The organism is Mesorhizobium sp. WSM4313, assembly GCF_002294725.1.
Taxonomy (GTDB): domain Bacteria; phylum Pseudomonadota; class Alphaproteobacteria; order Rhizobiales; family Rhizobiaceae; genus Mesorhizobium.
Genome location: NZ_NSFT01000001.1, coordinates 68,518 through 94,168 on the forward strand (window position 1 = coordinate 68,518; position 25,651 = coordinate 94,168).

At 64.3% G+C, this 25,651-nt stretch carries 31 protein-coding genes; 2 read left to right on the forward strand and 29 right to left on the reverse strand.

Going from position 1 to position 25,651, the window contains the following annotated elements; all coding sequences use genetic code 11:
* Positions 1-18: 18 nt before the first annotated feature.
* The 10 genes from CK219_RS00390 to CK219_RS00435 form a co-directional block, all read right to left on the reverse strand.
* Complete coding sequence (locus tag CK219_RS00390; RefSeq protein ID WP_095764826.1) at positions 19-720, reverse strand: hypothetical protein; 702 nt, start codon at positions 718-720, stop codon at positions 19-21.
* Positions 720-2,462: a hypothetical protein gene (locus tag CK219_RS00395; protein WP_095764827.1), complete on the reverse strand. Its 1,743-nt coding sequence runs from the start codon at positions 2,460-2,462 to the stop codon at positions 720-722. The genes CK219_RS00390 and CK219_RS00395 overlap by 1 nt, the downstream gene beginning before the upstream one ends.
* Before the next feature lies 1 nt (position 2,463).
* Positions 2,464-2,733 (reverse strand): hypothetical protein, encoded by a 270-nt coding sequence (locus CK219_RS00400; protein WP_141245278.1) that lies wholly within the window; start codon positions 2,731-2,733, stop codon positions 2,464-2,466.
* Positions 2,734-3,007: 274 nt separating this feature from the next.
* Positions 3,008-3,334, reverse strand: a complete 327-nt coding sequence (locus CK219_RS00405; RefSeq protein WP_095764829.1) for a hypothetical protein — start codon at positions 3,332-3,334, stop codon at positions 3,008-3,010.
* Positions 3,331-4,119: a hypothetical protein gene (locus tag CK219_RS00410; RefSeq protein ID WP_095764830.1), complete on the reverse strand. Its 789-nt coding sequence runs from the start codon at positions 4,117-4,119 to the stop codon at positions 3,331-3,333. Before CK219_RS00410 ends, CK219_RS00405 begins: the two co-directional genes overlap by 4 nt.
* Positions 4,116-4,283, reverse strand: a complete 168-nt coding sequence (locus CK219_RS31585) for a hypothetical protein (protein ID WP_176476896.1) — start codon at positions 4,281-4,283, stop codon at positions 4,116-4,118. Before CK219_RS31585 ends, CK219_RS00410 begins: the two co-directional genes overlap by 4 nt.
* The gene (locus tag CK219_RS00415) at positions 4,280-4,954 is read right to left on the reverse strand and encodes an ATP-dependent Clp protease proteolytic subunit (protein ID WP_095764831.1); all 675 of its coding nucleotides are present in this window, start codon (positions 4,952-4,954) and stop codon (positions 4,280-4,282) included. Before CK219_RS00415 ends, CK219_RS31585 begins: the two co-directional genes overlap by 4 nt.
* A complete protein-coding gene (locus CK219_RS00420) occupies positions 4,951-5,496 on the reverse strand; it encodes a hypothetical protein (protein ID WP_095764832.1) in 546 nt (181 codons plus the stop codon). The genes CK219_RS00415 and CK219_RS00420 overlap by 4 nt, the downstream gene beginning before the upstream one ends.
* 65 nt (positions 5,497-5,561) lie before the next feature.
* Positions 5,562-5,834, reverse strand: a complete 273-nt coding sequence (locus CK219_RS00425) for a hypothetical protein (RefSeq protein ID WP_095764833.1) — start codon at positions 5,832-5,834, stop codon at positions 5,562-5,564.
* A 267-nt stretch (positions 5,835-6,101) separates the two neighbouring features.
* Entirely contained in the window at positions 6,102-6,302 is a 201-nt protein-coding gene (locus CK219_RS00435; protein ID WP_095764835.1) for a hypothetical protein, read from the reverse strand.
* A gap of 320 nt (positions 6,303-6,622) precedes the next feature.
* On the opposite strand from CK219_RS00435, the gene CK219_RS00440 reads away from it, so the two are divergent.
* Complete coding sequence (locus CK219_RS00440) at positions 6,623-6,859, forward strand: hypothetical protein (RefSeq protein WP_095764836.1); 237 nt, start codon at positions 6,623-6,625, stop codon at positions 6,857-6,859.
* A gap of 11 nt (positions 6,860-6,870) precedes the next feature.
* Here the strand turns inward: CK219_RS00440 and CK219_RS00445 are convergent, their stop codons facing one another.
* The 14 genes from CK219_RS00445 to cbiE all read right to left on the reverse strand — a co-directional run bounded on the left by CK219_RS00445 (position 6,871) and on the right by cbiE (position 17,741).
* Positions 6,871-7,524, reverse strand: coding sequence for a hypothetical protein (locus CK219_RS00445; protein ID WP_095764837.1), 654 nt, complete (start codon positions 7,522-7,524; stop codon positions 6,871-6,873).
* On the reverse strand, positions 7,521-8,279 hold the full coding sequence (locus CK219_RS00450; protein WP_141245279.1) for a hypothetical protein: 759 nt from the start codon (positions 8,277-8,279) through the stop codon (positions 7,521-7,523). Before CK219_RS00450 ends, CK219_RS00445 begins: the two co-directional genes overlap by 4 nt.
* Positions 8,269-8,451: a hypothetical protein gene (locus CK219_RS00455; RefSeq protein ID WP_095764839.1), complete on the reverse strand. Its 183-nt coding sequence runs from the start codon at positions 8,449-8,451 to the stop codon at positions 8,269-8,271. Before CK219_RS00455 ends, CK219_RS00450 begins: the two co-directional genes overlap by 11 nt.
* Positions 8,451-8,654 carry an AlpA family phage regulatory protein gene (locus CK219_RS00460; protein ID WP_095764840.1) on the reverse strand — a complete coding sequence of 68 codons (204 nt, stop codon included), beginning with the start codon at positions 8,652-8,654 and terminating at the stop codon, positions 8,451-8,453. Before CK219_RS00460 ends, CK219_RS00455 begins: the two co-directional genes overlap by 1 nt.
* 79 nt (positions 8,655-8,733) lie before the next feature.
* Positions 8,734-9,312, reverse strand: coding sequence for a hypothetical protein (locus CK219_RS00465; RefSeq protein WP_095764841.1), 579 nt, complete (start codon positions 9,310-9,312; stop codon positions 8,734-8,736).
* On the reverse strand, positions 9,309-10,496 hold the full coding sequence (locus tag CK219_RS00470; protein ID WP_095764842.1) for an integrase family protein: 1,188 nt from the start codon (positions 10,494-10,496) through the stop codon (positions 9,309-9,311). The genes CK219_RS00465 and CK219_RS00470 overlap by 4 nt, the downstream gene beginning before the upstream one ends.
* Positions 10,497-10,869: 373 nt before the next feature.
* Positions 10,870-11,202, reverse strand: coding sequence for a hypothetical protein (locus tag CK219_RS00480; protein ID WP_095764843.1), 333 nt, complete (start codon positions 11,200-11,202; stop codon positions 10,870-10,872).
* 229 nt (positions 11,203-11,431) lie between these two features.
* On the reverse strand, positions 11,432-12,442 hold the full coding sequence (gene cobT / locus CK219_RS00485; protein WP_095764844.1) for a nicotinate-nucleotide--dimethylbenzimidazole phosphoribosyltransferase: 1,011 nt from the start codon (positions 12,440-12,442) through the stop codon (positions 11,432-11,434).
* A gap of 24 nt (positions 12,443-12,466) precedes the next feature.
* Complete coding sequence (gene cobS / locus CK219_RS00490; RefSeq protein ID WP_095764845.1) at positions 12,467-13,234, reverse strand: adenosylcobinamide-GDP ribazoletransferase; 768 nt, start codon at positions 13,232-13,234, stop codon at positions 12,467-12,469.
* Positions 13,231-14,547 carry a cobyrinate a,c-diamide synthase gene (locus tag CK219_RS00495; protein WP_095764846.1) on the reverse strand — a complete coding sequence of 439 codons (1,317 nt, stop codon included), beginning with the start codon at positions 14,545-14,547 and terminating at the stop codon, positions 13,231-13,233. Before CK219_RS00495 ends, cobS begins: the two co-directional genes overlap by 4 nt.
* Positions 14,544-15,359 (reverse strand): uroporphyrinogen-III C-methyltransferase, encoded by an 816-nt coding sequence (cobA, locus tag CK219_RS00500; RefSeq protein ID WP_095764847.1) that lies wholly within the window; start codon positions 15,357-15,359, stop codon positions 14,544-14,546. Before cobA ends, CK219_RS00495 begins: the two co-directional genes overlap by 4 nt.
* Positions 15,356-16,120: a precorrin-4 C(11)-methyltransferase gene (gene cobM, locus CK219_RS00505; protein ID WP_095764848.1), complete on the reverse strand. Its 765-nt coding sequence runs from the start codon at positions 16,118-16,120 to the stop codon at positions 15,356-15,358. Before cobM ends, cobA begins: the two co-directional genes overlap by 4 nt.
* The gene (locus CK219_RS00510; RefSeq protein WP_095764849.1) at positions 16,117-16,503 is read right to left on the reverse strand and encodes a cobalamin biosynthesis protein; all 387 of its coding nucleotides are present in this window, start codon (positions 16,501-16,503) and stop codon (positions 16,117-16,119) included. The genes cobM and CK219_RS00510 overlap by 4 nt, the downstream gene beginning before the upstream one ends.
* Positions 16,500-17,741 (reverse strand): precorrin-6y C5,15-methyltransferase (decarboxylating) subunit CbiE, encoded by a 1,242-nt coding sequence (cbiE, locus tag CK219_RS00515; RefSeq protein WP_095764850.1) that lies wholly within the window; start codon positions 17,739-17,741, stop codon positions 16,500-16,502. The genes CK219_RS00510 and cbiE overlap by 4 nt, the downstream gene beginning before the upstream one ends.
* 1 nt (position 17,742) lies before the next feature.
* On the opposite strand from cbiE, the gene CK219_RS00520 reads away from it, so the two are divergent.
* Positions 17,743-18,510, forward strand: a complete 768-nt coding sequence (locus tag CK219_RS00520) for a cobalt-precorrin-6A reductase (protein WP_095765535.1) — start codon at positions 17,743-17,745, stop codon at positions 18,508-18,510.
* On the opposite strand, the gene CK219_RS00525 is transcribed toward CK219_RS00520, so the two are convergent.
* The 5 genes from CK219_RS00525 to CK219_RS00545 are packed head-to-tail and all read right to left on the reverse strand — an operon-like array spanning position 18,477 to position 25,637.
* Positions 18,477-19,238 carry a precorrin-3B C(17)-methyltransferase gene (locus tag CK219_RS00525; RefSeq protein ID WP_095764851.1) on the reverse strand — a complete coding sequence of 254 codons (762 nt, stop codon included), beginning with the start codon at positions 19,236-19,238 and terminating at the stop codon, positions 18,477-18,479. The genes CK219_RS00520 and CK219_RS00525 overlap by 34 nt on opposite strands.
* Complete coding sequence (locus tag CK219_RS00530; RefSeq protein WP_095764852.1) at positions 19,235-19,984, reverse strand: precorrin-2 C(20)-methyltransferase; 750 nt, start codon at positions 19,982-19,984, stop codon at positions 19,235-19,237. The genes CK219_RS00525 and CK219_RS00530 overlap by 4 nt, the downstream gene beginning before the upstream one ends.
* Positions 19,981-20,613 carry a precorrin-8X methylmutase gene (locus CK219_RS00535; protein WP_095764853.1) on the reverse strand — a complete coding sequence of 211 codons (633 nt, stop codon included), beginning with the start codon at positions 20,611-20,613 and terminating at the stop codon, positions 19,981-19,983. The genes CK219_RS00530 and CK219_RS00535 overlap by 4 nt, the downstream gene beginning before the upstream one ends.
* Positions 20,614-22,101, reverse strand: a complete 1,488-nt coding sequence (gene cobG, locus CK219_RS00540; protein WP_095764854.1) for a precorrin-3B synthase — start codon at positions 22,099-22,101, stop codon at positions 20,614-20,616.
* Positions 22,098-25,637, reverse strand: coding sequence for a cobaltochelatase subunit CobN (locus CK219_RS00545; protein WP_095764855.1), 3,540 nt, complete (start codon positions 25,635-25,637; stop codon positions 22,098-22,100). Before CK219_RS00545 ends, cobG begins: the two co-directional genes overlap by 4 nt.
* Positions 25,638-25,651: the final 14 nt, after the last annotated feature.

Consider the following 25,651-nt stretch of genomic DNA (forward strand, 5'->3'; position numbering starts at 1 on the left):
CCTTCGTGTTTTTCCTCATCACGCCACCTCCAGCATCTTAGAAAGCTGATAGTGCGGATCGATCTTCTCGCCGATCTTGTCGGGCCATCTGTGAAGTGTCGTGATCGAGACGCGACCACGCGTCACCACCGTCATGTCGCAGATGCCGCCGATCAGATATTGTCGATCGGTGTTCTCGTCGGCCGGATCGATCGGAACAGGGATGTCCCGGAAATACTCGAAGAGGTCCACGCCGTAGCGGGTGAGCCATGTCTCCAGAGATTGGCCCTGCCGTGCCGGGATGCCCATCGCCGCCAAGCTGATGGCGCGCCCGTCGGAGCCAAAGCCCATGTGCACGAGGCCGGGATCGTTCAGGCTGAACGGCTTATCCACTTCGCATCCGACATGCTTGTTCCGGAACACCCTGTGCATCGGTCCGGCGGTCTCGGAGATGCCGGCGATCAGCACTTCGAGGTGTGGTGACGCGGGGAAATCGAGCAACACCACTGCGATGTCACGAAGCATCTGGTCGAAGCCGACCGCTTCGGCATCGCCGATGATCCTGCGCGCGACGGTTTCGCCGAAGTCGAGATTGCCGCGGAAGGCGACCGCCAATGGCAGGCGTTCCGAGACGGTGACCTTTCGCTTGATCTCCAACAACACGCCGGTGTTATCGTAGACGGCGCCGTCGGTCAGCACGATGATCGTATCGGGTGTGAGGGCTGAGAAAATGCCAGACATCAGCAATCTCCTTTGAAGAGTTCGGCGGTGATCTGCGAAACATCACAAGGCAGACCGGCCAGGGTGCATTCCGCCTCGATCACATCCTTAAGCGCAACCTTCTGGCTCTGGGCGCGCGGCAGGAACCACATGACGGGAGCAGACGCTCCACTCGGCAGGATGAGCAGCGCCTGCCATGTCTGGTTGACGGCGTAATTGTTGAGGTCGCTGTTCAGTTTGAGCAGCCAGGTCGACGTGCCAGCATCATAGGTGTTGACTAGCGCCAGATCGGAGACCCGGAATTCCCTGATGTCGTTGCCGATGAACGATTTGATCGCGATGAGATCGGAACCCGATTTCATCCGCTTCGACAGGGTCGGCATGGCCTGATCGGCCAAGGTTCCGACACCTGTCGAGGTGTTGGACCGCAGCAGCGTCGAAAGATCGGCGGAGTAGACATAAAGGCTGCCGTTCTGGTCCAGAACGATGACGCTGTCGCTTTCCTCATCATAAAAGCACGCCACGGCATGGCCGGAGAGCGCGCTTAACGTCACGTCGGTGTCCGACAACACACCGCTGGTGACATCCCATCTGATGAGGTTGACAACCTTGCTGGTGGTGGCAATTCCGCCTCTCAGCGCATAAGCGTAGTCGGGACCGACAGAGAGCGTCTGCAGATAGAAAAGCGGGTTGTGCGTGGTGGTCTCGGTCCAGACATAATTCCAGCCGGTGCCGGTATTCGACAGCAACGCGAGCTTCGATCCGACCATCCAAACCAGCATATAGGTGACGCCACCGAAGCTGACGTCATCGATCAGCGCTTCCAAGGGACTGGCGCCGCCGAGCCCTGAGACCTCCTGCCTGAAGGCACCTGTTGCGGCATCATAGAACCCGATGGAATCGCCGGAACCCCCGGCGACCGCGACATCGAGCCGATCGCTGATATGCACAGACCCAAGATAGGGAATGGTGGCGGTGTCGAGGGTTGCCGTGCCCGAAGGCAGACGACTGATGGTCAGGACACCGTTGTTATTCGAGGCGATATAATCGCCGTTCGTATCGATGCTCCAGACACTCGCACGAGCAGAGAAACCATCAATGCTTGCCGTGGCCAGTAACGCCCCTTGCAGGATTTCCGCCTCGATATTCGGAACCCGGATGCCGAACTCGTCAAGCGGCAGGTTCTTGATCACGACATAGACGATGCCCGGCCATGCCGGGACCATGCCAGCACCGCGATCGGCCTCGATCAAAGGATCGGGCTTCTGGGTATCGGTGCCCAGATAGAGCGTGATCGAGGCGCCCTTGGCGACGCCGATGCCCTTGCCGCCATTCGAGATGGCGTTCTGCAGCGCTTCGAATGAAACATCGAAGATCAGCTTGTCGTCGGCCCAGATACGGGTGATCGCGGTGGCGGGACCATTCCAAGCGAAGGCGACGGCGAAGGTTGCGGTGTAGCTGTATGTCGTGACCTCCGGCCCGAGCGCCTTGCCCTGCCTTTCCGTCTTGACATGTTCGTCGACGTGATCGCCCTTGAGCCAGATCACGGCACCGGCGGTTCGGATGGCGCCATGCCAGCGCGCTAACTGCTCGCCATATTGCGATGTCTGGGCTTTGAGGCTTTCGGCGCGCGGACCCTTGATCTTCTGCGGGAAGAAATAGGCGATGGCGAGGTTGATGCCGACGCCGACCGCAGTGGTGACGATCGAACCAAGCAGACCGCCGCCGACCGCGGCGCCAGCAAGTGGGGCTATGAAGGCCATTTTATGCTGCCCTCCGTGCCGCCGCGCGGTTTTCTTCAGCGGTTTTCTGCTTGTGCGGAAGGCGGAGCGATTCCTCGAGACGATGCGCTTTGTCGACGGTGGCGTTGATCTGGCTGTTCAACGAAATGACCAGGCCAACGTCCTTGGCGCGCATCGCAGAGCGCATCAGCCTTCGCATGCCCAGAATCCTGCCGCGGAGGTCGATCAGATCGCCGAACCGCTGCAATTCGACGTCGGTCAGGAAGCCTTTCCAGCCGTTTTCGAGCGCCAAAAGAGCGGAAAAATCGCGTTTCTGCGCTGCATTCATCCATCTGAGAGACGGCGAAATGCTGGTTTTCTGCGACTTTGCAGTCGTGCGAGCCATCAGTCGCCCTCAAAAACAGCCAACGAATGCCGAAAAATCAAACGGCAGAAAAAAATTGCGCGCATGAGCCCGGAGCGGTTCCGCTCCCATTTTGCCGATCTCGGACGCCATGGCCCCCCGGAGGGTTGGCGACGGCCACAGGCGAGGACCAATTGATCACGCTGTTCCACGGGCATCGTGATCAATCCTTCACTAGGCGCAGTGCCCCACGTCGGTCGGCATGGCTGGCATTGTTGCGGCCGACTGATGCGGCGAGCAACCTGAACACCTTGGATGCGAGCTCGTCGACCTGCTGACCTTTGGCGCCGCCGATTGCCTGAAGCGACGCGGCGTAGGCGATGCCGTGAAGTCGGCTGAATTCGTCCTCGTCCATCAGCAACGGCATGCCTTTCGACATGTCACTCTCAGCCGCATCGATGGCTTCGACCACCTTCCGGCGAAGCGAGCTTGCCGGGACGCCTGCCTCTGCTGCGACGCGTGCGATTTCCCGTTCGGCTTCAGGCGTCATGTCCGGTCCCTTCCGTCTTTGCCTGCTTTGATGGCTAGCTGCCAGATGTCCGGGCTTTCGCCGGGCGTTACGCCGACATCAGCATCCTTCAGAGCAATCCAGCCGGAACCGCCATACGTGACGATAGTGCCGCGCTTGTAGCTGTTGGCGCGCTGGTGAATGCCGCCGTAGCGTATGCCCGACTTCTCAAGCTCGGCTGTCTGCTGTTCGAGTTGATCGAGGCGGGCTTCGATGGCCGCGCAGCGTTCTGAGTACCAATAGAAGTTGGCTACAACTTCGCCTTGGATGGATGCCGCGAGGTCCAGATTGACTACAGCATCGGCGGGCAAATCACCCTTGCGGAAATGATCCGCTACAGTCGCTTCCCAAAAGAGCTTCGTTGCGAAGTAGGCTTCGGAAAAGATGCCGTTATCGGCCTGGCTGCCGCGCAAGATGCCGGGGTAAGCGGGCTTGCCAGCCTTCAGAACTTTCTCATCGATGTTCCACGGTCGATGCTGTTTTGCGGTTGGCGCGGCCTTCGGAGGTTCTACCTCGCCGAGTTCGGTCTTGAAGCGCCGCTCCCTCTGCTTGCCAAGCAATTCGTTTATGTCGCCGATCTCGCCTTTGAGGCGCTGCTGGCGGTCGACGTCCTGGTCCAGTGCGTGCTGGCGCTGGTCGGCATCGAACGTCGATTTTTTTTGGGCCACCAGCTTTTCCAGTCGTTCGATCTCGGCATCGATCTTTGCGAGATCGGCGGCACGCTGATCCGCGACGATAGCCTTGACCGGCTTGACGCCCTTGCTCATCGCGCACCCTTCCAGCTTTTCCACACGGAATAGCTGTAGCGATGCTGCTCGGCTTCGCGCTTCCAGCGGGCACGACGTTCGGCTTCGGTCTCGTCAAGATTGACCTTGTGGATTTTCTTGGGCGGCAGCGAGCCTTTCAGTGCCACTTGTCGATGCTTGGTCATTTCGCCACCTCATGGATGAGACCGTGAGCCAGGCACCATTCGAGCGTTTGGCATTCGTCCTTGGCCGCCTCAATGGCCAGTTCGGCCAGATCGGCGCCGGACCTGTCCGCGATCGTGTTCAGGTATTCGCTGTCACGCTTGCGCAGGACGCGCATTGCCTCGAGGTGACGGAGCAGCGTCCAGCGGTCTTTATTAGGGTCGGGATTGTCGGCAGTGAGGTGCATCAAATATTGGGTGTCGGCTGCGGCCACGCGATAGTCGGCGGCCATCGAGATCAACACACCAGCGCTCATGCACCGCTTGCCGAGCTTGGCGCGCCTCATGCCTGGGTGCCACCGAATGGCGCGGTAGATCCGCATGGCCGCGGCGAAGTCTCCGCCCTGTGTGTCGATCTGCACGTTGATGCATTGGCAAAGGCGTGCCGCTTCGAGCTGGTCGTGCACGCTCATGGCCATGGCGTCGTCTACTTCCCCGATAACGCGGATCTCAGCCATCTCGATAACGGATATAGGGGCTTTGTCACGATCAATTTCGGCCTTGGCCCTGACCCTCGCCATTAGACAATCGCCCGGCTCGAACGGGTTGCTACGGCGCTCTAACGGTGCCGGTAAGAATTCCGCGACTTGCGCCTCGAGCGTGGCCAGACGGTTGAGGAGATCGGGCTCTGTCAACGTCTCGCTCCGATCATTTTGCGAATGGAGTTGACGACGACGGTCTCGAACATCCGCCTGGCGATAGCGGCATCCTTGACGATGCCCGGCAGATCGACGCGCGCTTGTTGCGCTTCGGCACCGAGCGCCGCGGCAACGTCCAGCAGTTCCAGAACCTCGACGAGGTGCTTGGTGATCTTGGCGCTTAGGCTTTCGATGTCGGCGGCGAGGCTGGCGCGAACGTGCTCGCCATAGACAACCATCTGCCGCTCGAACTCGGCGCGCGCTTCGCGATCGCGAACTTCGGCTGTGCCCGTTTCCATCGCTAGATCTTTGAGCAGGGTGCGAAGCGTCTGCTCAGGAAGTTTGTCGCGGCCGGGGTTGTCGACGCCACTTTCAAGCTTCAGGGTTTCCCGACGTGTGGTAAGGCTCCGGTGTTCGGCCGCCGCGGCGCGCGCTTCCTGTTCAGCGGCGAGGTATTCGGGGGTCGGTCGCGGAAGCCTCAGCGCGGCCCTGAAGTAGGCAGCGTCGGGTTCGGCGGCAGCTTTCAGGCGGGCAAGCATCTAGCGCTCCAAGGTTGATTGCAGTGAGTCTAACCCAGAGCCGCTAGCCGTAACCGGCGATCCTGTTACGCATATTTGCGGGCAAGCTCCTGGCACATGCGGGCGAAGGCCTGGCGCACCAGTTGCGGGTCGTGCTCGTCTTGCATGTTCAGTTCGCCGATCTCGATGAGCGCGTCGCGCATCTGTCGATCGATGACGACCTCGGCCGAGATCGCGTCGACGCGGCCGACTTCCTGTCGATGCGAGTTCACCCTGCAGGCCGCCGAACAGAACTTCGCATCGGCCCGCTTGCCGGCCAGGCTGCCGCTGCAATGCTGGCATTGCCGAACGCTCAACATGGCAGCATCCCAGCGACGATGGCCAGGATGGTGGCAATAGCGGCGGCAGTGAGCGCAAAGGAAGCGGCCGCGGTCATGCACACCCCCAGGGCGGGGAGGTCCGCTTTTCAGCCTGCGAAAGGCCGCCGACCGCTGGGCAAGGTTCTTGAGCTAAACCGTAAGAAAACGGATTTTGAGCGTAACTTTTTTTATACAGATTTTGCTCAGCCGCGGTGCCCAGCGGTCGGGTGCTGACAGTCGGCCGGCGAAGTCTGGTTCCCCCGCCCATCACTGCCGATTCCCCATCAGTCCAAGGTCGCTGAGATAGCCGCGCATCTGGCTATGCTTTGCCGCGCCGAACTGGCGAGGCGCCATCTGGAATTCAGCCCAGAGCAGGCAGAAAGCGATCGCCGCAGCCTCCCTGAATTGATCTAGCCAGCCAGAGGGCTCGATGTACCTTTCCCAGGCGACGGCGGCCTTGCCGCGCATCCATTTCGGCTTGGGCAGCGGTCCTTGCTCTGGCAGGTTCGCGGGAGTCGGCCCATGCCGATCGGGTCGATAGGTGCCTTCTACAAGACGCAGGCGGCCAGGAAGGGGTTTTCTTCCTCGCTTCATGGAATTAGCCCTCCCGGGATTTTAATTTGCCATCGTGCGAAATTTGGAGCCGAGCGGTCGACAAGTTGATCGAGGCAACCGCGGCAGACCGGCCGACACGTCAGTGACAGCCTGTAGCTAACCGTGACGGAACCGACGCTGCCAGCAGATGTTTCATCTGCCTGTGGATCAAACCAGCGTAGGGAGGCTGTCTCGTGATCCCGAACCCGACTGAACTGATCAATTTTGGACGATCGCTGTTCTATGGCCGGCATAACGCAAACATCACCAAGCCGACCGTTTCGAGAGCCTTTCAAAGAGGCGTCTTCGCCGCTCGCACGGGGATGGAAAGGAACGACAACCCCTATCCCTTTGGGACGCATGCCTACCTCGATTGGATCGACGGTTATGAGACCTCGATCGACGTAGGTCAGGCGATGGATCTCGACTGAGCAAGCTGTCATCACAAGCCTCCGAACTCGTCGTCGGCGAGTGCGCCCGTCTCCTGCAAATGTTCCTTCACCTCGGCCATGCTCATCAACATGACATTGGGCTGCTCTCTCTCGCGCGTATGCGCCAAGTTCTTTCTTTCCGGAGCAGAATCTTTAGGTTCAGGCTCCTGCTCCTGTTCCGGCTCAGGTTCCTGCTCCTGATTTGGCATACGGTTAGGCAGCATTTGCGGTAACGGTTTGCCGAACTGTTGCACAAACGCTTCCGCAAATGATTTCGGCCGACTCAGTAGTGACTTATATGCCCTTGAAAGTGTTCTGCTTTTCAGATCGCACTCGGGCAGCATGTCGGCACAAGAGACCCATGCCTTCACGACATTCGGGTTCTCAGGAGGGTTGTATTTGAGGAAGTTGGGAAGGCAGATCAAACCCTCATCTTCATCGTACTCCGCGAGACCGTTTTCGAGCACTCCGCCCAACGCTTCGCCGAACCGTTTCGGTGACCATTTCAGCATGTGGGCGAGGCCATTGGCATGGCTCGGGAGCGCACCCAGAGCCGTCATCCCTGGATGCGTCAGCAAGAGGAGAAAAACGAGCTTGTCGTCGTCGGCCAGAGCCCGGAACTTCGCGTCGTTCCAGACGCGCGTATCGACCTTGCGATACCTCATAGCGCCACCTCGCTGAAAGTGTTCGGGGTGATGAACGGCGCGAGGACTATCGCAGGGATCTGACGGTCGACGGAACCGAACTGCCAATCTGCGATCGGGAGAGTAAAGCGGCGGGTCAGAAAATAGACGAGTATGTTGATAGGCCGGCCGCCGGTGTCGTCCGTGAAAGGCAGCATCGGCCGCCTCGATGCTATGCACTCTTCCTCACCGTCATTGCCGGTGATGATCATGCCGGCGTGGTAGTAGCCGCGGTGCTGGTGGTCTTCCCAGACGTAGGCCACGCCGCGACCGACTGGCGTCTCGCCGTCTTCGGGGTCATAGATGAACAGCGCCTTGTTGAAGCTCGGCAACTGCCATTTTGACGTGAAGGCCAGGGCGGCGCCGAAGCCTCCCAAATCGGACACGGTGTCCGATTCGAGCCCGGACCGGGCAAGCTGTATCAGTCGGCGCGCGCGCCGCTCATTGATGCCGGCGCGGTCGAGAAATGGCAACCAGTCGCCATGCTGGCAGGCCGCCTTTGCGTTGACGAGCATTTGGCCCGCGTCCATCGCCTTGATGATACTCGAGCGCTCGGCCATGTCCGCCGCGGCGGACAATTCGCGGACGCGCTCGGCGAGGTCGGCCAAACTGTTCGAGAGTTGCGGCAAGCGCACGCCTGCGGTATTTTGATACCCGTCTAGGTTCGCCCCTGTGACAACTCCTGATGAGCCCGTGCCGCTTGCCCTGGCGGCCGGGCTTTTCGCTTCATCGGACATCGGCGCCTCCCTGCCGAGAGAGCCGAATTGCCTCGCAAGCCTGGCTAGCACTGATGCCGAAGCGGGTTTTCAGGTCGGGCACGATGGCGCGGTCGCGCGGGTCGTTGCGGTGCTTGCGCAGCCATTCGGCCGCAAGCGTCACCGCCTCATCGGGATCGAGGTCGGTCTGCATCAGGCGGCCTCCTCGCGATGGCCGGCGAGGGGACGAGCGGCTAGCCATTCGTCGATCTCGATCTCGGTCCAGAAGCGGGAGTTTTCGCCAAGCATCCGACCCGGGGGAAAGCCGTTCTTCTCGACGAGTCGCCGCAGTTGCGGCCAGTTGCGAACGATGCCGCGCTCGGCGAGATCGGCAAAGCGTAGAAGTCGTGCAGTCATTGGGTGCCTCGCTGTGTTTAGTTGCGAGACGACCAATTACAGCGCCTTTAGTCGGGCAGGGTGCTGTATGTTTCTAGGTTTATTTTAGCACGGCTTGGCCGGGCACATCGCGCGCTGCTGCGTGTCCGTACTTACGCCAGATTTCAGCCACCGCCTTGTAGCCGATCGCCTGGTTTTCGGCCGCCATCGCATCAGCCACCACCAGACAGGCGCAGATGTTTTTCCCGTCTCGGCTTGTAGCGGCGAGCTCGAATTTCTCCATCACCATAATGATGGTGCAAAGCACTGCCATGTCGCGCAGGAAATAATCAGCCTTCTGCTTGCCGCGAATTTTTGGGATGCGGCCGCTGATGATTTCCATGCTGTAGGCGGCGAGATACGTGGGCATCACTTCGCCGCGGTTCTGATACTCGAGCATGAGGCTCCGCAAGGCTTCATCAGCCACACCCCAACCAGCCCTTGCCAGGTCGACGATGTGCATCAGGTTCTCCACACGCCACTGACAAAACTGTTTGACCAACTCGACGACAAAGCGCCTGTTGCCGGCCTTCCTCAGCCAATTGACCCTGATGCCAAAGGCGACGTCGATCTCTTCGATTTGGTAGCGATGTATGACGCTGCGCGCGAACGCCAGCGCATCGACGGGCTCACCGATCATTTTCTCGCCCTCCGCTTCATCGGCAGGACGTTCTTGGCCGGCGGGTGGAGGATCGTTTTCAAGAGCCCAGCGAGCCGGGTGAGGGCGCTTGCCTTCTCATCGGTATACTTGTGGCGGTTATAGACCCCTTCCACGCCATCGATGACGTGTCCCATGACGCGCTCGGCCGTGTCGCTGTCCACGCCGGCCCTCGCCATCAGGGACCGCGCCGTTCGCCTCAAATCGTGCACCGTCCAATGCGGGATCGGCACATGTTGATCAAAATCAGTCTTGGCCTTCGAAACGCCGCTGAAAAAGCTGCCCTTGGTGCGGCCGGCGAACACGTAAGGGTTTTCGCCGACGCGCTTGCGGGCGCGGATGATGTCGAGCGCCAGGCCTGGAAGCTTTAGCTCGCCTCCAGTGCCTTTCTCCCGGTCGGCGCCGGGAACGTGCCAAATGCCGTCCACCGAAACGTCATCCCACTGCATGGTGAGGATCTTTTCCCGACGCTGCGCAGTGGTCAGAGCAATCTTGAGGATGTCGCCAAAGGTTCCAGCCTGGCCGGCATGCTTCCAGATTGCCCGAATCTCGTCGTCGGTCAGAACGCGCTCGCGCTTAACGGGCGTAGATCGACGCATGCCGCGCACGATAGGGGACAGGTAGGACTCATTGCGGGCTGCATACCAGTTGCAGATACCCCGCACGATCGCCAACACCATATCGGCCTGCCTGCCGCCGTTGCCGTCCTCGATCTCGTCTAGCAGCTTGGCGACGTCGCCGCGGCGAATACCGGTGAACTCTCGATCTTCCCAGGTCGGGAAAATGTAGACATCGAGGCAGCGCTGTATCTCCCGCTCCGAGCGCAGGCCCTTCGCAGCGACGTGGCGCTTCATGTAGTTCTCGGCAACGGTCCGGAAGGTGTCTACAGCGGCCTTCGGCTCGATCGCCGGCAGTCCAGCCCGGATGCGCTTGATCGCCTCCCTAGCATCGTCCCTGGCCTTATCAATGCCCATCATGTCGGCGGCGCCGATGGTCGCCCATACCTGCTTGCCATTCGGGTCTCTGGAAACGGCAACGAACGACTTGGCGCCGGATGGCATCACGCGGACGTAATGGCCGCGCAATTCAGGGTCGGGGAAAGTGTAGCGAGCGGCCCTTGCTTTGAGGTCCGCCACGCCTGCATCCGAGAGGGTTTTTCTGCGCATCGAATTGGCTCCGGGCTAACCATGGGCTAACAACTCGGCCCAGTGACATCGGCTAACACCAGGCTAACATGCGCTAATTTCTATGGTAGAACAGTCGCTTGAGGCAAGCGCATTTTAGCGCTTGTTCGCGGTTGTCACCGCAAAACCGCTGACTCTTAATCAGCGGGTCCACAGTTCGATCCTGTGCACACCCACCATTTTTTCCGATGGTATTTCTCCTTTTTAGCCCGCCTTCGCGGCGGATTGAGCTGTTAAAGCTCAAGACCTGCAACGATCGCCCGTCAGACAGCTCTCATGACGATTGATGCCCAACCGGCGATCGCAGGATCAAGCCGCAAGTGCCAATGCCGCACTAGCGCACGGAAAATGTCCGCTACGCCTGGAAGAATTCCTCGATGTCATCCAGAACGGTGATGGTCGCAACGATGTCCAATGGGTTGTCCCAGTCGACATGAAGAAGGAATTCAACGCCTCCTGCTTCCCCGCCGGCCACGCCGTGGGGGCCAACATTGGTCACATAAATATTAGCTGAGCCAAGATTTGGGCGCCCAAGCGTCTTCGGTCCGCCACCAAAGCCACCGAAGGCAGGTATAAATTCCGCTGCTGTTATGATCACCACCGAGTCTAGGTTGATCGGGTTCCAATTGAAGTTCTGACGAATTGTACCTTTCATTCCCCGGTAGAGTACTCTAATTGAACGAGCCATGCCTTCCTCCTTTTCTGAAGAAACCTCAAATCTGGGGTAATAACGAGGTATGATTTGGCATGGCGTCAGAGTTTGATCTGTGAGGATGATCACAAATCATTTGCAATTGTTGGTAAGAGGATCTTTAAATGATCCGGCGTCGGATCAGTGCAGCCGTCAAATCCGCTAAATTTAGATAATATTAAGCCGATTTGCAGAAACGGAAATTGCGCAAGGGCGACCAATCCCCTCACTTTTCAGAAACGCCGGCCTCGGCAAAGCTCGCCATCTTCGCGTGGCATTCCAGTGCCGAACGCACGATGTTGACGGCAAGGCAGGCGCCGGAGCCTTCGCCGAGCCGCATGCCGAGATCGAGCAGCGGCGGCAGGCCGAGCGCCTCGAGCAGGCGGCGGTGGCCGGCTTCGGCCGAGACATGGGCGGCGATGGTGTGGGCGAGGCCGGTCGGATGCAGCCTCGCCAAAGGTGCTGCGGCTGCGGTGCAGACGAAGCCGTCAAGCAGCACCGGCACGTTGTTTTTGCGCGCGGCGAGTGTGGCGCCGAGGATTGCTGCCAGCTCGCGCCCGCCAAGGGCGGCAGCGATCTTCAGGGGATCGGAGAGCGCATCGGCATGGCGCTTGAGGCCGGCCTCGATGGCCACGACCTTGCGCAGCAGCCCGGCATCGTCGACGCCGGTGCCGCGGCCGGTCCATTTTTCCGCGCCGCCGCCGAAAAGCGCCGTCGAGATCGCCGCCGCCGGCGTGGTGTTGCCGATGCCCATCTCGCCGAAGCAGACGAGGTCGAGATCCTTGGTCACCGTGTCGTAGCCTGCCGAGACGGCGGCGAGGAACGCCTTTTCGTCCATCGCCGGCACTATCGTGAAATCACCGGTCGGATGGTCGAGATCGAGCGGGATGACGTCGAGCTTGGCACCGGCAATGCGGGCAAGCTGGTTGATGGCCGCGCCGCCGCCGGCGAAATTCGCCACCATCTGTACCGTGACTTCCGAAGGATAGGCCGACACGCCCTGCGCGGTGACGCCGTGATTGCCGGCGAAGACGACAACCTTCACATGGTCGAGCTTCGGCATGTCGCGCGCCTGCCAGCGGCCGAGCCAGGCGGCGATCGCTTCCAGCCGGCCGAGACTGCCCTGCGGCTTGGTCAGCGTGTCCTGGCGCCTCGCGACGGCGCTGGCGGCCGCATCGCTGCCGGACGGGAGGTCGAGGCAGGCGGCGCGAAGGTCTTCGAGGGATTTGAAGCTCATGGGGGCAAGGTCTCCGAAAGTGAATCAGGAAAGGCAGATGGAAGCGACGAGCAGCACGGCGATCTCGCCGAGCTGCTGCAGCGCGCCGATCGTGTCGCCGGTCTGCCCGCCGATCTGGCTGAGGCAAAGCGCGCGGAACGCCATGAAGACCAGGCCGAGCAGGATCAGCGCCGCGATCGTGCCGCCAAGGCCGAGCGCCAGCAGCGCCACGGCACCAAGCGCAGCACCTATGACGGCGGTCTCGGTGGTGACGGTGCCTGCACCCGCCGACAGACCGTCGCTGCGGGCCGGCGGCAGAAGATGCATAAAGGCGCCGAACAGGCCGCGCGAGCCGGCATGCGCGGCAAGCAGCGCCAGGAATACGTGGCCTGGACCGGCGAGTTCGGAAAGAGCGCTCCAGCGGATGAGCAGTGACAGCCCAAGCGCGGCCGCGCCATAGGCGCCGATGCGGCTGTCGCGCATGATCTCCAGTTTCCTGTCGCGCGTCCTGCCGCCCCAAAAGCCGTCGGCGATATCGGAAAGCCCGTCCTCGTGCAGGCAGCCGGTGACGAGCATCGTCGCGGCGAGGGTGAGCGCCGCAGCTGGGCCGCTGGCAAGACCCAAACTGTAGGCGATGGCGTAGACGAGCGCGCCGATGATCGCCACCGCGAGACCGGCGAAGGGCGCCGCCCAGATCGCATCCGCGAGGCTGCGGCCGCCGAAATCGCTTGAGGGCAATCTCAATCTGGTGAAGAAGACGAGGCTGAGGCCGATATGGTCAAGCACTTGCCGGGGCGCGGAAGGGCCGCTCATGCGCCCCTCGCAATGGCATGGAAGAAGGTGCCGCTGACATGGCCGCGCCGGTAGCCGGAGGCGCCGAGCGGATTGCCCTGGCCGTCGGCGAGATCGGCCAAGGGCTCGTCATTGCCGGTGCCCGTCATCTGTGCGTAGTGGAATTCGTGACCGCGGATCAGCGTGCCCTCCGGTCCCAACGGACAGGCGGCGCGCAGCCGCGCCTCGCGATAGCCGAGATTCATCTTGCGTTTGGCGAAGCTGGTCGAATGGCCAAGCAGGCCAAGCATCTTGTGGCTCTCGCCCTCCGCGTCTTCCAGCACTTCGCCCAGCACCATGAAGCCGCCGCACTCGCCGTGAACCGGCTTTGCCGCCGCAAAGCGCGCCATTCCTGCCTGGAAGTTGGTCGCGGCTGCGAGCTTGCCGGCATGCAGCTCGGGATAGCCGCCGGGCAGCCAGCAGACATCGCAGTCGGGCGAGGGCGCCTCGTCGGCAAGCGGCGAGAAAGACACGATCTCGGCGCCTGCCTTGCGCCAATGCGAGGCGACATGCGGATAGAGGAAGGTGAAGGCGGCGTCCTCGGCGAGCGCGATGCGCTGCCCGGGCGGCCGCAAGGCATCGCCAAAATCGCCGGTCGCCGGTTCCAGCGGGGTGGCCAGCGCCAGGATGGCGTCGATGTCGAGCGACTTCTCGACCATGTCGGCCAGCCGGTCGAGATGCGCCATCAGGTTCTCGTATTCGCCGGCCTGGACGAGGCCGAGATGCCGCTCCGGCAGGTTGAGCGTCGGATCGCGCAGGATGGCGCCGACCACGGGCAGGCCGATCGCCTCGATGGCGTCGCCGGACAGGCGGCGATGGCGTTCGCTGCCGAGCCGGTTGAGAATGACACCGGCCATGCGCACGTCCGGATCGTAGGTGGCAAACCCCTTGGCCACTGCCGCCGCCGTGGTCGACTGCCCGGAAACGTCGAGCACCAGAAGTACAGGCAGGCCGTAGAGGCGGGCGAGATCGGCAGCCGAGCCGGAGCGGCCTTGCGGCGCGGGGATGCCGTCGAACAGGCCCATCGCGCTTTCAAGGATAATGTATTCGGCGTCGTCCGCGGCTTCGGCCGCTAGCGCATTGAGGAGAGAAGGCGACATCGCCCAGCTGTCGAGGTTGACGCCTGACAGGCCGGTCGCGGCGGCGTGGAAGCCCGGGTCGATATAGTCTGGTCCGGACTTCGCGCCGCGCACTTTCAGCCCGCGCCGCGCAAGCGCACGCAACAGGCCGATGGTGACGCTGGTCTTGCCCGAGCCGGAGCGCGGCGCGCCGACGATGATTGCGCGCGCCGTCATGCGCCGCCCGTCAGTGCCGCGCGCATGGCGACGATGCCGCCGACAACGATCAGCGCCGGCGAAGCGAGCCCGGCGGCCGCGGCCTCGTCAGCGATGTTGGCGAGCGTGGCGACGACGATGCGCTCCTGCGGCGTGGTTGCCGCCACGATCACGGCGGCCGGGGTCGATGGCGCGAGGCCGCCCTCGAGCAGCTTTGCCGCGATCACCGGCAAATTGGCCATGCCCATATAGACGACGACCGGCTGTCCGGTGCGGGCGATCGCGGTCCAGTCGATGTCGTCATCGGTGCCGGCGGCGTGGCCGGTGGCGAGAATGACCGCCTTGTTGATGCCGCGCATGGTGGTGGGAATGCCGGTGGCAGCCAGCGCGCTGAGGCCGGAGGTCAGGCCGGAGAGCACCCGGAACGGAATTTCTTCGCCGGCGAGCGCCAGAGCTTCTTCGCCGCCGCGGCCGAAAATATAGGGGTCGCCGCCCTTCAGGCGCACGACTCGGCGGCCTTCGCGCGCCAGCCGCACAAGAAGCGCGTTGATGTCGTCCTGCTTCATCGAGGGCTGGCCGCCGCGTTTTCCGGCGTAGAAGAGCTCGGCGCCTTGAGCGACCGCCACGACGTCGGGCGAGACCAGCGCGTCATAGACCAGCGCATCGCATTGCCCAAGTGCCGCCAGCACCTCCAGCGTCAGGCAGCCGGGGTCGCCGGGGCCGGCGCCTGCCAGCCAGACATGGCCTGGCTCAAGCTCGCGCGGCTTGAAGTTCAGCCGCGCCAGCGCCTGCTCCACATTAGCCCGTCCGTTCGTATTGGCGCTGCCGTTCACAATCCGTCCCGTCCGCGAAAACGCCGCTGGTAGTGGGCGTCGTACAGTGAGCTTTCGCCGAAATCCTGCGCGGCGAGAGCGCTGCCGACGAAGATGATCGCGGTGCGTTCCATCGGGCTCTCCGCCAGTTGCGCTTCGATGGTGCCCAGCGTGCCGGTCAGGATGCGCTCGTCTGGCCAGGAGGCGCGGAAGACGACCGCGACCGGACATTCGGCGCCGTAAAGCGGGGTCAGATCCGCCACGATGCGGTCGATGGCATGGATGGCGAGATGAATGGCAAGCGTGGCGCCGGTGCGGCCGAAGCCGGCCAGCGTCTCGCCCGGCGGCATTTTCGAGGCGCGGCCGGAGACGCGGGTCAGCACCAGGCTTTGCGCGAGCTCGGGAATGGTGAGCTCGCGGCGAAGTGCTGCCGCCGCTGCCGCGAAAGAGGGCACGCCTGGGGTCAGCGAGTAGGGGATGCCGTGCTTTTCCAGGCGCCTGATCTGTTCGGCCACCGCGCTCCACACCGAAAGATCGCCGGAATGCAGGCGCGAGACGTCGTGGCCGACCTTGTGCGCGGCGACATATTCGGCCTCGATCTCCTCAAGCGACATCGGCGCAGTGTCGATCAATTTGGTGCCTGGCGCGCAATGCTCTAGCAGCTCCGGCGCGACGATCGAGCCGGCATAGAGGCAGACCGGGCAACTGGCCAGGAGCCGGGCGCCGCGCAAGGTGATGAGATCGGCGGCGCCCGGGCCGGCGCCGATGAAATGGACGGTCATGCGGCGCCTCCGCCAAGAGCGATGGCGCAAGTCACCGGACCGAGCACGATGCGCGGTCCAAGCAGTCTCGCACCTTTTCCGGCCGCGGCCAGAGCCGAGGCTTCCGAGACAGAAGGCGTGCCGGCCTGGGCCTGCGACGCTTCGGAGCGACTGACCGTGCCGGACGAGACGGATCGCAGCGCGGCGTCGGAGATGACGAGCACGGGGAGGTCGAGGTCTCGGCCGGCAAGGAAGATCGCCGGCTCGTCGCGCTTGATTTCGCCTGTCGCCAGCGCGGAAAGCGCCGTCATCGCCAACCCGTGCGCTTCGAGCGCGGTCTCGACCGCGGCGCGAACGTCGCCCGCCGTCACGCCTTTGCGGCTGCCGATGCCCGCGACCATCATAGCTTGACCCAGCTCCACTGCGTGACCGGCATGGCCGGTCGCCACGCCTGCATCGAGCCGACAGGCGCCGCGCGCGACAGCGCGATGCGGGTGAGATCGCCGCCACGCCTGTTGTGCTGGTCGAGCAGCAGCGCCTCCATCTCCAGCGTCACCGCATTGGCGACCAGCCGGCCGCCGGGACGCAGCGCCTTGATCGCCTTGTCCAGCACCCCGGCATCGCTGCCGCCGCCGCCGATGAAGATGGCATCGGGCGTCTCCAATTTTGCCAGCGCCTTCGGCGCGGCTCCTTCGATCACGACGAGGCCGGGCACGCCGCAATGGGCGGCGTTGCGGTGGATGCGGGCGGCGCGCTCGCTATTGGCTTCGATGGCGATGGCGCGCATAGAGGAATGAGCCAGCATCCACTCGATGCCGATCGAGCCGGAACCGGCGCCGATGTCCCACAGCAGCTCGCCGCGCCGTGGTGCCAGTGCCGACAGCGTGATGGCGCGGATCTCGCGCTTGGTGATCTGGCCGTCATGTTCGAACAGGTGATCGGCAAGGCCGACGGTCAGAGGCAGGACGCGGGCATCCGGTGTTGATTCAATTTCAATCGCCAGCACGTTGAGCGGATTGACGCTTTCGAGATCGAAGGCTTCGGCGCGAGCGGTGCGGCGTGCCTCATCCTGCCCACCGAGTGCTTCGAGGACCGTCAGTCGCGAAGGGCCAAAACCGAGCTCGTCGAGCAGTGCAGCGATAGCCGCCGGCGCGTCGGCGTCGGAGGTGAGCGCCAGGATGCGCGCGCCGGAATGGAGCAGGGGCCGGATCAGATCGATCGAATGGCCGTGCAGCGAGATGGTCTCCACGTCCTGCAATGCCCAGCCGAGACGGGACGCGGCCAGCGACAGAGACGAGGGCGCCGGCAGGACGAGCATTTGATCCGGCTTGACCTTGCGGGCCAGCGTGGCGCCGACACCATGGAAAAACGGGTCGCCGGACGCGAGCACGCAGATTTTTTTGCCCGCGACCGCCAGCACGTCGCGCATTTCGGCATCGAAGGGCGTCGGCCACGGGCGCGCTTCGCCCTTGGCCAGCGACGCGACAAGGCCGAGATGCCGCTTGCCGCCGAAGACGATCTCAGCCTCGGCAATCCGCTGCTTGGCCTCGTCGCCGAGACCCGCTACACCGTCCTCGCCGATGCCGACGATGGTGAGCCATTTTGAGGCTGGCTGGGCGGCGCGCGGACCCTTAGCAGGCATGATGACCCACCATATCCTGATCCTCGGCGGAACGACGGAAGCCCGGCAATTGGCCGGGAAGCTCGCCCGTCGCGACGATTTTTCGGTCACGCTGTCGCTGGCCGGTCGCACTGAAAGCCCGGTCGCGCAAGGCGTGCCGGTGCGTGTCGGCGGCTTTGGCGGCGCAGATGGGCTGGCTGCCTATCTTCGCGAAGAACACGTCGATCTGCTGATCGACGCCACGCATCCATACGCCGTGCGTATTTCGGCCAATGCCGCCGAAGCGGCTGCGCAGGCTGGCGTGCCGGTCCTTGCGCTGCGGCGTCCTGGATGGGAGCCCGTGGCCGGTGATCGCTGGACGCTGGTCGACAGCGTCACTGAGGCGGCGAAGGCGCTTGGCGAGGCGCCGCGCCGCGTTTTCCTGGCGATCGGCCGTCAGGAGGCCGGCGCCTTCGAAGTCGCTCCGCAGCACCGCTACCTGATCCGCAGCGTCGACCCGGTCGAGCCGAAGCTTGGCGTGCCCGATGCGCTTTACCTCCTGGCGCGTGGACCGTTTCCGGAAGCGGACGAAAGGGCGTTGCTCGAAAAATACGGCATTGATGCCGTCGTTTCCAAGAACAGCGGCGGCGAGGCGACCTATGGCAAGATCGCCGCTGCGCGGGCGCTTGGTATCGAAGTGATCATGATCCGCCGACCGCGTTTGCCGGACGTTCCTTCGACCGAGACCGTCGATGCGCTGGCGGCAAAGGTCGATCATCATTTCGACCCCGTTGCAGAACGCGGGGTGTAGACCAGCGCTGGTTTTTCGCCGCGCTTGATGATGCGGGTTTCCGGCGAGCCGATGATGATGCAGGTCGCCATGTCGGCCTTTGACGCGTCGGCATCCGCCAGCAGAGAGATTTCGATTCGCTCGTCGGGCCGGCCGGCGGCGCGGCCGAAGATCACCGGCGTGGTGCCGGGCAGGATCGCCTTCAGGCATTCGAAGGCGCGGCCGAGCTGCCAAGGGCGAGCCTTGCTGATCGGATTGTAGAGCGCGATGACGAAGCCGGCGCCGGCCGCCGCCAGCAGGCGCAGCTCGATCAGCTCCCACGGCTTCAGATTGTCGGAGAGCGAGATGGCGCAGAAATCATGGCCGAGCGGCGCGCCGATGCGGGCGGCGACGGCAAGCATGGCGGTAACGCCCGGGACAACCGAAATGTCGATGGCACGCCATTCTTCAGGGCCGGCTTCGATCGCCTCGCAGACGGCCGCGGCCATGGCGAAAACGCCGGGATCGCCGCCGGAAACGACAGCGACATTGTGGCCTTCTGCGGCCTTGGCCAGCGCTTCGTTGGAGCGGGCGAGTTCCTCGCGGTTGTCGGAGGCGATGCGGGTCTGGTCCGGCCGCAGTTCCAGCCGGTCGAGATAGGGCTTGTAGCCATAGAAGAAGGAAGCCTCGGCGACGGCATTGGCAGCCTGCGGCGTGACCTGGTCGGCATTGCCGGGTCCGAGACCGATGACGGTAAGGCGGCCGCTCACGGCTTGGTCCCTGGGCGAGCCGACCAGCCGGCAACCAGCACGATGGCGAAATAGGGCGCCTTGTCGTCCGGCTTTTTGGCAAGCCGCATCGAGACGCTGCCCGGCATGGTGCCGCGCTCGACATAGACGGCCTTCGCCAGCTTGCCGGTCGCTTCCAGCGCGCGGCGGATTTTTGGCAGGTTGCGGCCGACCTTCATGATGACGGCCGCATCGGTGTCGGCGAGGCGGCGGGTCAGCTCGAACTCGCTCATCGTGCCGGGCAGCACACTCAGCACGTCGTCGCCCTGGACGATCGGCAGGCCGGTGGCGGACCAACAGCCGGACATGGCGGTGATGCCCGGGATGACTTCCGTCGGGAAGCGGTGCGCAAGCCGCACATGCAGATGCATGTAGGAGCCGTAGAAGAGCGGATCGCCCTCCGACAGCACCGCCACCATCCTGCCGGCGCCGAGATGCTCGGCCACCTGTTCGGCCGATTGCTCGTAGAAATCGGCGATCTGCGCGCGATAGTCGTCGTGATCCTTGTCGATCTCCGTCGTCACCGGATAGAGCAGCGGCAGTTCGATCATGTCCGGCCGGAAGCGCGCCTCGACGATGGCACGCGCATTGCTGTTGTTGCCGCGCTTGGCGAAATAGGCGACGACGTCCGCCTCTGCCAACGCGCGCGCCGCCTTCAGTGTCAGAAGCTCCGGATCTCCAGGGCCGGTGCCGACGCCGACCAGACGGCCTTTCACGATCGCGTTCACAGGCCGGGCCTCGCCAGAGAGTTGAGCGCGGCGGCGGTCATGGCGCTGCCGCCCAGCCTGCCGCGCACGATGGCATAAGGCACGCCGTAGGAATTTTCGGCCAGCGCATCCTTGGATTCGGCAGCACCCACGAAGCCCACAGGCATGCCGATGATCGCGGCCGGCCTCGGCGCGCCGTCGCGCAGCTTCTCAAGCAGATAGAAGAGCGCGGTCGGCGCGTTGCCGATGGCGACGACAGAGCCGGCCATGCGCTCGCCCCAGAGGTCGATCGCCGCGGCCGAGCGGGTGTTGCCGATTTGCCTGGCGATGTCGTGCGTGCGCGGGTCGCGCAGCGTGCATATCACATCGTTGCCGGCCGGCAGACGGGCGCGGGTGACGCCATGCGCCACCATCTCGGCATCGCAGAAGATCGGCGCGCCGGCGGCGAGCGCGGTCCGGGCGGCGGCAACGAAATTATTCGAGAAGACGAAATGGGTGGCGGCTTCAACCTGGCCGCAGGCATGGATCATGCGAATCGCGACATCGGCTTCCGCCTCCGAGAAGCGCGACAGATCCGCCTCGGCGCGGATGATGGCGAAAGAGCGCTCGTAGATCGCCGTTCCGTCATGGATATAGTCGTAGGCGGCCATTCACTGGTTCCGTCGATAGAGTTCGGCGATGCCGGCCGCGCCAAGTCTTTTCAGGCAGGCGGCGGCGGTTTCGCCCTGATGTCGTGCGTCGCGGATCGCGGCAAGAATGCCGGCGACCCCGCGCGCGGCGTCATAGCCCGGCCTGTACGCGGCAGGAAGGGCCTTTGCCGTCCCGTCCACGACAAGTCCGGCTCCGTTTTCGTCGCCGACCAGGGTGAGCGCAGCGGTGCCGGGATGCGCGCAGCCCTTGGCGCAGCCGGAGATGTGGAGCGACAGCGAGGCGTCGAGAAGGTCCGCGCTTTCTTTTGCGATCGTTTCGGCGATGGCACGGGTGGCGATGCGGCCGGACGCGCAGGCCGGCGTGCCGGGGCAGGCGGCGATGCGGGTGCGCGGATCGGCGGGGTCGGTGACAAAGCCGAGAGCGGCGGCGGAGGATTGGAGCGTGGAGGGGGCGGAGAGACCGAGGAAGAGCAGGGCTCGCCCTGGGGCGAGGCGGACTTCGGAGGCGCCGAGGTTCGCGGCTTGGGTGGCGAGATCGATGAGGTTTTGCGCCGGCATGCTGCCGTAGGGCAGGGCGATGCCTAGGGCGTGGTCGGCGTTCATTTCGAAAAAGCCAATCGGCAAGCGAGGGCGCTCTACGGCGCCCCCCTCTGTCCTGCCGGACATCTCCCCCACAAGGGGGGAGATTGGCAGCTCCGCCGATGGCGCCCTGCCTGCAACCTTGCTGCTGGGCTCGATCTTGGCGATTGGCGAAACCGGCGGCGACGGCTCAATCTCCCCCCTTGTGGGGGAGATGTCCGGCAGGACAGAGGGGGGCGCGAAGGAATGCCAGCTGGCGAGAGAGGCCAACTGCCGCTCCGACAAATCGCGGGTATGCGCCTCCCGGCCCTTTTCCGAGACCATCCGGAGTGCAGCAACTGTAATGTCACGCCCAGCATCCGCATCGACCGCCGCGAGCGGCTTCGCGCTCCGCCCGTCGCCGGCAATCGACACGCTCCACCAGATGCCCGCCGCAGCCTGCACTGCCTTCAGCCGCACATCGCCCGTCACCGCATCCATCGTCAGCTGTCCGCCGCCGTCGACAACCACCGACACCTTCGGCCCCAGCCTTGTCGTCAGCCCGGCTTCCTCGATCGCCGCGCTGATTCGCTCTGCCAACGGGCGCGGATCGACGATCTCTTCTGGATCGATTCCCGCCAGCGGTCCGGTCTCGACCGGAACGCCACTGCGCACCGCGATGCCGAGCGCATCTACTTCGTCCGCCAGCAGCCGGGCGCTTTCGGCCGTCAAACCGCGGATCTGCAGGCTGCCGCGCGCGGTCACTTCCATGATGCCGTTGCCGTGGCGCAAAGCGGATTCACCGAGTTCGATGAGCGACTTGGGTGCGAGCCCTCCTGCGACCGGGTTGAGCCGCACCAGCAGCCCGTCGCCGGTCTGCATCGGCGCGCTTAGAGCAGGGCAAGCGCCACGGCGCGAAAACGCGTTCATGCCGCCACTCCACCTGCCTGGGCCCCGGCGATCAAGGCCGCGAGATCGTCGTCGATGGAATTGCGCAGCGGGTGCCACAGGCCGCGACGTCGCGCGGAGAGAAGCCGCTCGGCGATGACCTTCGCCGCCGCCGGATTCTCGCGCAGGATGAAGGCGCGAACTTCCGGGTCGCCAACATAGGCGTCATGCACCGCCTCGATCAGCGCGCCCGAAATGGCATGGGTAGTCTCCGCGAAGCCGACCAGACGGTCGACCGTCTCGGCGAATTCGGAGGCGCCGCGCGGGCCGTGGCGCATCTGGCCGGCGATGAAGCGCGGGTTGACGGCGCGGGCGCGGACCACGCGCGATACCGCTTCGCCGATCGAACGCGGCTTCGGCTTTTTCGGGTCGGTCGTGTCTAGCACGATGACGTCGGCATTCCTGCCGAGCGCTGCAAGGGCGGCCGAAAAGCCGCCGATGAAGGCGACGTCGGCCGAGCCTTCGAGGATGTCGCGGCCCGGATCGTCGCCGGTGTGGACGAGAAGATCGGCTTCGGCGATGCGGCCTTCGAAAGCGCCGGGCGCAGAAATCCCCTCGCCGTCGGCGCCGCCATAGGCGTGCGACGTGGCCTCGAGATAGGCGCGGCCGATCTCTTCGCGCGCGCCCCATTCGCCGCGCGACAGCAAGTCCTCGACGCCGGCGCCATAGGTGCCGGGCGAGGTCCCGAAAATGCGCGCGCCGACCTTGCCCTCCGCGCGGGTCGCCGCAGCGAGAGGGTTTTCCGTGTCGTCTTCGTCGCGGCTGGCGACCGCATTGGCGGCGGCGTCGATCAGCGCGATCTGGGTCGGGAACATGTCGCGGAACAGGCCGGAAATGCGCCAGGTGACGTCGACGCGCGGGCGGCCGAGCGTAGCCGGCGGCAGCACCTCGATGCCAGTGACGCGGCCGGTGGCGGCATCCCATTGCGGCCGGCAGCCCATCAGCGCCAGGCCTTGCGCGATCTCCTCGCCGCCGGTGCGCAGGGAGGCGGAGCCCCAAAGGTCGATGACCAGCGAGCGCGGCCAGTCGCCATGGCTCTGCATATAGCTGCGCACCACTTCTTCCGCCGCCGCCTGGCCGAGGTCATAGGCGGTCGGCGTCGGCATGGTGCGCGGATCGGAGGTGAAGAGGTTGCGGCCGGTGGGGAGCACATCGGAGCGACCGCGCGCCGGGGCGCCGGCAGGGCCGGCCTTGATGTGGCGGCCATCGAGCGCGGCAAGCAGGGCTGCTTTTTCAGCCGCCGCGCTTTGCCGGCGCAGCGGGTCGGCTTCGTCTTCCGGTGCGCGGCCATAGACATGCAGCCCGTCCTTGACGGCGAAATCCTTGAGGTCGCAGAGCCAGGCGTCGATGCGGCGCAGCGCTTCGTCCGGAGCGTCTGTGCCGGCAACGCCGGCTTCGGAAGCAAGGCCAGTCTTTTGCGCCGTCTCGACAATCAATTTGGCCAGACGGTCGCGGCGGCGGCGGTCGAGGCCGTCGGCCTGCGCATATTCGTCGACCAACCGCTCGAGTTTCTGTTGCGCCTCGTCCAGGCCGGCGCCGGTCAGCGGCGGCGGCAGATGGCCGAGGGTGACGGCCGAAATGCGGCGCTTGGCCTGCGCCGCCTCGCCCGGATTGGAGACGATGAAGGGATAGATGACGGGCAGCGACCCGGTGACGATCTCGGGGAAGCAGGTTTCGGACAGCGCGACGGTTTTGCCCGGCAACCATTCCAGCGTGCCGTGTGCGCCAACATGGACGATGGCATGCACGCCGAGCGATTTTTGCAGCCAGAGGCCGAAAGCGATCAGCTCGTGGCGCGGGGGCCGCGTCGGGTCGTGATAGTCGGCGCGGCGGTCGGCCGAGCGGCCGCGGTCGGGGGCCAGCGCCACGGTGACGTTGCCGAAGGTCGCGGCGCGGAAGGGGAAGGTTGCCGAGATCGGCGCTTGAACACCCCCCTCTGTCCTGCCGGACATCTCCCCCGCAAGGGGGGAGATCGGCAGTTCCGCCGAAGGCGCCATTCTTGCAACTCCGACAATTGGCGAAAGCGGTGGCGACAGATCAATCTCCCCCCTTGCGGGGGAGATGTCCGGCAGGACAGAGGGGGGTGCCTCGCGCGAACCTATCCCCTTTGCCTTGCCCCATGTCGCCTCAACTGAAGCTCGCGCTTCCCTCGGCAGTTCCGCTGAAAAGGCAACGTAATCCGTCAACGTAAGGCCGTGCCCACCTACCTCCAGCGCATCCAGCAACGCGCGCGGCGATTGCGGAATCCCCTCAACCGCATAGCCCTGTTCCTTCAGGTCATGCAGCATGGCGAGCACGCTTGAAGGCACATCCAGCCCGACGGCATAACCTGTACGTCCGGGCGCGCTCGGATAATCAGGGATCAGGATCGCGAGCTTGCGCTCGGCCCGCTCCGTCCGCTGCAGGCGGATAAACGCCGCGATCCGCTTGGCGACCTGCGCGACGCGGTCCGGCTCGGACCGGTTGGTGAAGGCGCGGAAGGCGAGCGCCGCATCGGTCTCGACCTCGCCCTTGAACGAGATCGCGCCGGCCAGGATGCGGCCGTCGAGCTCGGGCAGCACCACATGCATGGCAAGGTCGGCAGGAGCCAGGCCGCGCTGGTTCTTTTGCCAGACCTCGCGCCTCGTCGTGGCGACGATGACCTGGAAGACGGGCACACCGGCGCGGTCGAAGAGGGTCTCGGCACCGGGTTCCGCGCCGGAGGCGAAGGCGGTGGCGGTGACGATGGCGGAGGGGTTCAGGGAGGTGAGGGCGGTTTCGACGAAGGCCAGGGATGCCGCGTCTTTGAGGCTGGAGACGAAGATCGGCACAGGCGCTAGGCCTTGCGAACACAGGGCGTCAACGAGTGCGTCGATCGGCGCCACGTCGGCGGCAAGCAGCATCGAGCGGTAGAAGAGGATGGGGATGACGGCGAAATTGTCGACGTCGAGTTCCGCCTCTAAAAGATTCGGCTTCTCGACGACACCAACTCCCGGCTGATAATATCCCGCCTTCGGCACGCTGACCGGTTCGGCCACGGCCGCATCCGACCCGGCGAGCCTTGCCAGCCTTTGCACCAGCGCGCTCATATTCGCCGGGCCGCCTTCGCGGAAATAACCGAGCAGGGCGTCCAATTCGGCGCGCGGCAGGGTCGAGGCTTCGATCAGCCGCTGGTCCTCGTCATGGCTTTCGCCGGGCAGCAGCGCCAGCTTCATGCCGCGTTCTCGCGCCAGCGCCGCGAGCTGGTCGCAGCCGTAGCGCCACCAGTCGTAGCCGCCGAGGATGCGCACCAGGACGACCTTGGCGTGGCGGGCGACGCTGTCGATCCACAGGTCCACCGACATCGGGTGGCGAAGGTCGCGCAGCGCCGCAAGCCGCATCGACGGCAGCCGCGCCGCATCCGTCTTCCAGGCCGTGACCAGGCCGGCGAGATCGCTGTCGGTGAAGGACAGCGCCACCACATCCGCAGGCGTCTGCCTGAGGTCGATCGGCTCGGCGAGATCGTCGAGCGATGCGGATGTGGTGGCGAGGATGTGCATCGCGGTCCGGATTG

Excerpts from the sequence above, each read along its gene's own strand:
- CK219_RS00435 (WP_095764835.1), bottom strand. The coding sequence starts at position 6,302 with ATGCGCGGCAAGGCCGCCGTCGCCTGGGAAAGGTACATCGAGCCCTCT.
- CK219_RS00495 (WP_095764846.1), bottom strand. The coding sequence starts at position 14,547 with ATGACGGCGCGCGCAATCATCGTCGGCGCGCCGCGCTCCGGCTCGGGC.
- cobM (WP_095764848.1), bottom strand. The coding sequence starts at position 16,120 with ATGACCGTCCATTTCATCGGCGCCGGCCCGGGCGCCGCCGATCTCATC.
- CK219_RS00520 (WP_095765535.1), top strand. The coding sequence starts at position 17,743 with ATGACCCACCATATCCTGATCCTCGGCGGAACGACGGAAGCCCGGCAA.
- CK219_RS00450 (WP_141245279.1), bottom strand. The coding sequence starts at position 8,279 with ATGTCCGATGAAGCGAAAAGCCCGGCCGCCAGGGCAAGCGGCACGGGC.
- CK219_RS00425 (WP_095764833.1), bottom strand. The coding sequence starts at position 5,834 with ATGTTGAGCGTTCGGCAATGCCAGCATTGCAGCGGCAGCCTGGCCGGC.
- cobS (WP_095764845.1), bottom strand. The coding sequence starts at position 13,234 with ATGAGCGGCCCTTCCGCGCCCCGGCAAGTGCTTGACCATATCGGCCTC.
- CK219_RS00480 (WP_095764843.1), bottom strand. The coding sequence starts at position 11,202 with ATGGCTCGTTCAATTAGAGTACTCTACCGGGGAATGAAAGGTACAATT.
- CK219_RS00405 (WP_095764829.1), bottom strand. The coding sequence starts at position 3,334 with ATGACGCCTGAAGCCGAACGGGAAATCGCACGCGTCGCAGCAGAGGCA.
- CK219_RS00445 (WP_095764837.1), bottom strand. The coding sequence starts at position 7,524 with ATGAGGTATCGCAAGGTCGATACGCGCGTCTGGAACGACGCGAAGTTC.
- CK219_RS00535 (WP_095764853.1), bottom strand. The coding sequence starts at position 20,613 with ATGGCCGCCTACGACTATATCCATGACGGAACGGCGATCTACGAGCGC.
- CK219_RS00395 (WP_095764827.1), bottom strand. The coding sequence starts at position 2,462 with ATGGCCTTCATAGCCCCACTTGCTGGCGCCGCGGTCGGCGGCGGTCTG.
- CK219_RS31585 (WP_176476896.1), bottom strand. The coding sequence starts at position 4,283 with ATGACCAAGCATCGACAAGTGGCACTGAAAGGCTCGCTGCCGCCCAAG.
- CK219_RS00410 (WP_095764830.1), bottom strand. The coding sequence starts at position 4,119 with ATGAGCAAGGGCGTCAAGCCGGTCAAGGCTATCGTCGCGGATCAGCGT.
- CK219_RS00455 (WP_095764839.1), bottom strand. The coding sequence starts at position 8,451 with ATGCAGACCGACCTCGATCCCGATGAGGCGGTGACGCTTGCGGCCGAA.
- CK219_RS00420 (WP_095764832.1), bottom strand. The coding sequence starts at position 5,496 with ATGCTTGCCCGCCTGAAAGCTGCCGCCGAACCCGACGCTGCCTACTTC.
- CK219_RS00460 (WP_095764840.1), bottom strand. The coding sequence starts at position 8,654 with ATGACTGCACGACTTCTACGCTTTGCCGATCTCGCCGAGCGCGGCATC.
- CK219_RS00470 (WP_095764842.1), bottom strand. The coding sequence starts at position 10,496 with ATGCGCAGAAAAACCCTCTCGGATGCAGGCGTGGCGGACCTCAAAGCA.
- cbiE (WP_095764850.1), bottom strand. The coding sequence starts at position 17,741 with ATGCCTGCTAAGGGTCCGCGCGCCGCCCAGCCAGCCTCAAAATGGCTC.
- CK219_RS00465 (WP_095764841.1), bottom strand. The coding sequence starts at position 9,312 with ATGATCGGTGAGCCCGTCGATGCGCTGGCGTTCGCGCGCAGCGTCATA.
- cobG (WP_095764854.1), bottom strand. The coding sequence starts at position 22,101 with ATGAACGCGTTTTCGCGCCGTGGCGCTTGCCCTGCTCTAAGCGCGCCG.
- CK219_RS00510 (WP_095764849.1), bottom strand. The coding sequence starts at position 16,503 with ATGATGGTCGCGGGCATCGGCAGCCGCAAAGGCGTGACGGCGGGCGAC.
- cobT (WP_095764844.1), bottom strand. The coding sequence starts at position 12,442 with ATGAGCTTCAAATCCCTCGAAGACCTTCGCGCCGCCTGCCTCGACCTC.
- CK219_RS00390 (WP_095764826.1), bottom strand. The coding sequence starts at position 720 with ATGTCTGGCATTTTCTCAGCCCTCACACCCGATACGATCATCGTGCTG.
- CK219_RS00545 (WP_095764855.1), bottom strand. The coding sequence starts at position 25,637 with ATGCACATCCTCGCCACCACATCCGCATCGCTCGACGATCTCGCCGAG.